The sequence below is a fragment of the Mesorhizobium sp. M7A.F.Ca.US.002.01.1.1 genome (assembly GCF_004022955.1).
Taxonomy (GTDB): Bacteria; Pseudomonadota; Alphaproteobacteria; order Rhizobiales; family Rhizobiaceae; genus Mesorhizobium; species Mesorhizobium ciceri.
Window position 1 is genome coordinate 1 of sequence record NZ_RZQE01000544.1, and the last position, 3,583, is coordinate 3,583.

4 protein-coding genes and 1 pseudogene are annotated in these 3,583 nt (G+C 62.5%); all 5 read right to left on the minus strand.

What is annotated here, in order from left to right; all coding sequences use genetic code 11:
• Positions 1-259, minus strand: a 259-nt coding sequence (locus EN932_RS31515; protein WP_164747151.1) for a helix-turn-helix domain-containing protein, incomplete at its 3' end; no start/stop codon positions are given.
• A 156-nt stretch (positions 260-415) separates the two neighbouring features.
• Positions 416-698: pseudogene (locus tag EN932_RS31520) on the minus strand (tyrosine-type recombinase/integrase); the annotation flags it as partial.
• Between the two features lie 82 nt (positions 699-780).
• The gene (locus EN932_RS31525; RefSeq protein WP_063168764.1) at positions 781-1,149 is read right to left on the minus strand and encodes an AraC family ligand binding domain-containing protein; all 369 of its coding nucleotides are present in this window, start codon (positions 1,147-1,149) and stop codon (positions 781-783) included.
• The gene (locus EN932_RS31530; RefSeq protein ID WP_127385397.1) at positions 1,146-2,579 is read right to left on the minus strand and encodes an FAD-binding oxidoreductase; all 1,434 of its coding nucleotides are present in this window, start codon (positions 2,577-2,579) and stop codon (positions 1,146-1,148) included. The genes EN932_RS31525 and EN932_RS31530 overlap by 4 nt, the downstream gene beginning before the upstream one ends.
• Positions 2,579-3,583, minus strand: a 1,005-nt coding sequence (locus EN932_RS31535; protein WP_128369347.1) for an amidohydrolase, incomplete at its 5' end; no start/stop codon positions are given. The genes EN932_RS31530 and EN932_RS31535, both read right to left, overlap by 1 nt.

The following is a 3,583-nucleotide window of genomic DNA, read 5'->3' on the forward strand; positions in this document are numbered from 1 at the left end:
GCCGCTCGCGTATCTTCGGCGCACCCCATGTCGGCTTGTCTTGCTTGAGGCGCACAATCAGCTTCTCGATTTGAAACGGAAGCTGATTGGCGTGGCGATAGGGCCGCCGCGATCGGTCCGTCAGCCCCTCCAGGCCGCTGTCGTTGTAGCGCGTGAGGATCTTGTAGCCGGTCTTGCGCGAGATATCGAACTCCCGGCAAAGCATCGCCATCTTCTCGCCGTCCAGCAGCCGGGCGACGAACTTCAGCCGCTCTTCCATGACGTTACACTCCCTCCAAGGCACCTTGCTCTCCTTGCAAAGGGCCGAAAGTGTAACCCATCTATCCAGAATGAACTGTCACCCATCTCTCGGGAAGGGCATTATTATCAATGGGTTTATTGACAGGTTCGCCACGAGGTTCGCCAAGCGCGTTACCAGCCGTACGACTCGGTCCATGCCCTGCACAGCCAACGCACCTGCGACGCTTCCCGGGAATAGAGTTCGGCATGGTCAATGTCGTCATGGCCGAGACATCCAACATCTGCCTGGTGGATGCCTCCGCTTCGGCGAGATAGACCCCAAGTGACTTCCGCAGACCATGCAGCGTAAGGCCCTTCGGCAATCCCGCGAGAGCGCACCAGTGGGTCATAGCACCGGTCAGAGATTTCGGCGAGAAAGGTTGGCCATATTCCGTGACTAGAACTGTTTCGCCGCGCCGGTCGGCGCGGAGATGCCAAAACAGCAGTTTCGCTACCCCGGAACTGCGCCGTGAAGGGCCAATCCATGATATGCCTGCCACTTCAAGGTTCTACCGTCCCTTGCCGTGCTGCCCAGTCGTATGGGTACAGACAGTAAAAATAGCCGGTACGCTCGGTGGCGATGTATTTGAGGTGGGTGCCGTTGGGCAGCCAGACGATGTCGCCAGGGCGGCATTCGTGGCGGCCGTCATCCAGTTCGATCGTCAGCGTGCCTTCATGGATGAACAGCACCTCGTCATAGGTCACGGTCCAGTCGATCGAGGCGTTCTCCAGATACTCGATGCCGCCGCCCATGGTCCGGCTGATCTCGGCATTGATCACGCGCGCGATCGAAGACGTTCCGGTCGGCGTGACCGATGGCTTTAGGGTCAACTCGCTGTGCTTGAAAATCTTGGCCTTGGACATCGTCATCCCTTTTTTGCGCGAAGATTGGCTTTGGAGGGAGTGACGCCGGACGGAGCCAGCCCGGCGAGCCATCTCGTCACCGGATCGAGCTTGCGCCCGGCATGTTCGAAATCGTCACGCCGACGCACAGCGCCGCGGACAAAATGTGCACCGACAAAGCGAAAGGGTTCGGGCGGGAAACCGCGCGTTACCGGACGAACCAGCGCCGAATGCGTCAGTTCCGATTCACCGTCAGTCAACAGGCCGGTGAGGATCTCGCCGCCGATATAAGCCATTGTCGTGCCATTGCCGGAAAAGCCATAGCCGTAAACGACATCGCGGTTGGCGCGCAAAGCGCCGAAAAGTGGCACGCCGCTCACCGTCCGGTCGATCGGGCCGTTCCATGATGTCTCGAGCGGAAAATCGGCGAGCGCCGGGTGGCCGTCCCGCAGCGCGCGACGCATTTCGGCGACACGGGGCGACTGGCCATGGAAACGCTGGTCGACGATGCCGCCGAAGCCAATAACGCCACCGCTGACGCCGACGGACAGCCGACCATCGCGCGTCGGAGACCAACCGCCAACGAAGACGCGGGAATCGATCATCAGCGGCGCCCGGCGGTAGCCGATCTTGTCGAGAAGGTCTGGAATGGGCTGTGACATGGCGTCGTCGCTGGAGATGTTGAAGATCGCAGGGGCCAGTTCCGGAATCGCGCCGGACCAGGCATTCATGGCAAGCACGACCTTGCCGCAGGATACAGTTCCTTTCGCCGTTTCCACCGTGAGCTTGCCCCGTCGTGAAAACCGCTTCATCGGCGACTTTTCATAGATCCGAACGCCGCGCTTTAGCGCTGCACGACGCAGGCCGCGCACCAGGAATCCGGGATGCACTGTTGCCGACGAAGCGTCGAACGCGCCGCCGAGGTGGCTCGTCGTGCCTGCCATCGCCGCGATCTCGTCGCGCGAAACGCGTCGCGCAGGCACGTAGCCATGCGCCGCCAGCTTGTTCAACGCGTCGTCCCAGGCGCCAAGCTGTGCTTCGCACGTCGCGCCCCAGATCCAGCCGATGCGATCGAACCAGGCGTCGATCGCCTCGACCTTGCAGAAAGCCTCGATGCCGCCGATCGCGGCTTCGGATGCCTTGATGATCGAAAGCGCGTCGGTTCCGTCGCGCAGGGCGACAAGCGCGCTGTATTTGGTCCATGCCGAAAGCACCATTCCGGAATTGCGGCCGCTCGGGCCACCACCACAAATGTCGCGCTCTAAAATGACAACATCGAAGCCTGGATTGTGCTCCTTGAGGCGGATGGCGGTCCACAATCCAAGATACCCGCCGCCGACGATGCAGATGTCGGCCTGCGTTGCCTCTTCGAGCGGAGGCGAAAGGTCTGGGTCCCCGGGCAGGACCTGCCGCAGCCAATGGCTTCGCCAAACAATGTCCTTTTCCGTCAGTTGCATCACGATGCGCCTCTGGCCGACAGGCGGCGCTCCACCAGCCTGACCCAAAGGCTGGCGCCAATCGGCAGGATTGCGTCGTTGAAGTCGTAGTTGGTGTCGTGAGCCGCAGCCTGATGCGCATCGTCGGCCTGGCCGAGCAAGAAATAGCAGCCCGGCCGCTGTTCCAACATGTAGCAGAAATCTTCCGAGCCCATCTCGGGAGGCGGATCGACGACGAGACGTTCCGGTCCCATCACCTCGTTCGCAATCGCGATCATCGCATCGGCTTGCGCCGGGGTGTTGATCGTCGGCGCGAAGGGCGTTTCATAGAGAATGTCGACGCTGGCGCCAAAAGCTTCAGCCTCGTTTTTCGCGATGCGGCGGATTGCCGTCTCCAGCGTCTTTTGAACCTGATGGTCGAAGGTGCGCACGGTGCCGGTCAGAAACGCCGTATCGGGGATGGTGTTGAAGGCTTCGCCTGCGCGCAGGCTGCCAACGGTGACGATTGCCGGAGCGTGCACATCGGTCAGGCGGCCGGGCAGGGCTTCGATTGCGAGCAGGATGCGCGCGGCGATGGGGAGTGGATTGATCGCCAGATGCGGTGTCGCCGCATGGCCGCCCCTGCCGTGGACGACGATCTCGAAGCGATCGGCCGCCGCGGCCACCGTTCCGCGGTGGACGGCGATCTCGCCGAGCGGCCGTTCGCAATTGTGCAGCGCGTAAACTTCATCGCAGGGGAAACGCTGGAAAAGGCCCTCATCCAGCATGGCAAGCGCCCCACCTCGACCCTCCTCGGCCGGCTGGAAGATGAAATGCACCGTGCCGGCGAAGTCGGGCGAGCGAACAAGTGCTGACGCTGCGCCGAGCAGCATTGTCGTGTGGCCGTCATGGCCGCAGCCATGCATCCTCCCGGGGACGCGGGACGCATGCGGCAGCGGCCGCGCCTCGGTCATCGGCAGGGCGTCCATATCGGCGCGAATGCTCCGGCTGCGACCAGCGCCGCGCCCGCCCCTGAGCGTGCCGCC

Excerpts from the sequence above, each read along its gene's own strand:
- EN932_RS31525 (WP_063168764.1), bottom strand. The coding sequence starts at position 1,149 with ATGACGATGTCCAAGGCCAAGATTTTCAAGCACAGCGAGTTGACCCTA.
- EN932_RS31530 (WP_127385397.1), bottom strand. The coding sequence starts at position 2,579 with ATGCAACTGACGGAAAAGGACATTGTTTGGCGAAGCCATTGGCTGCGG.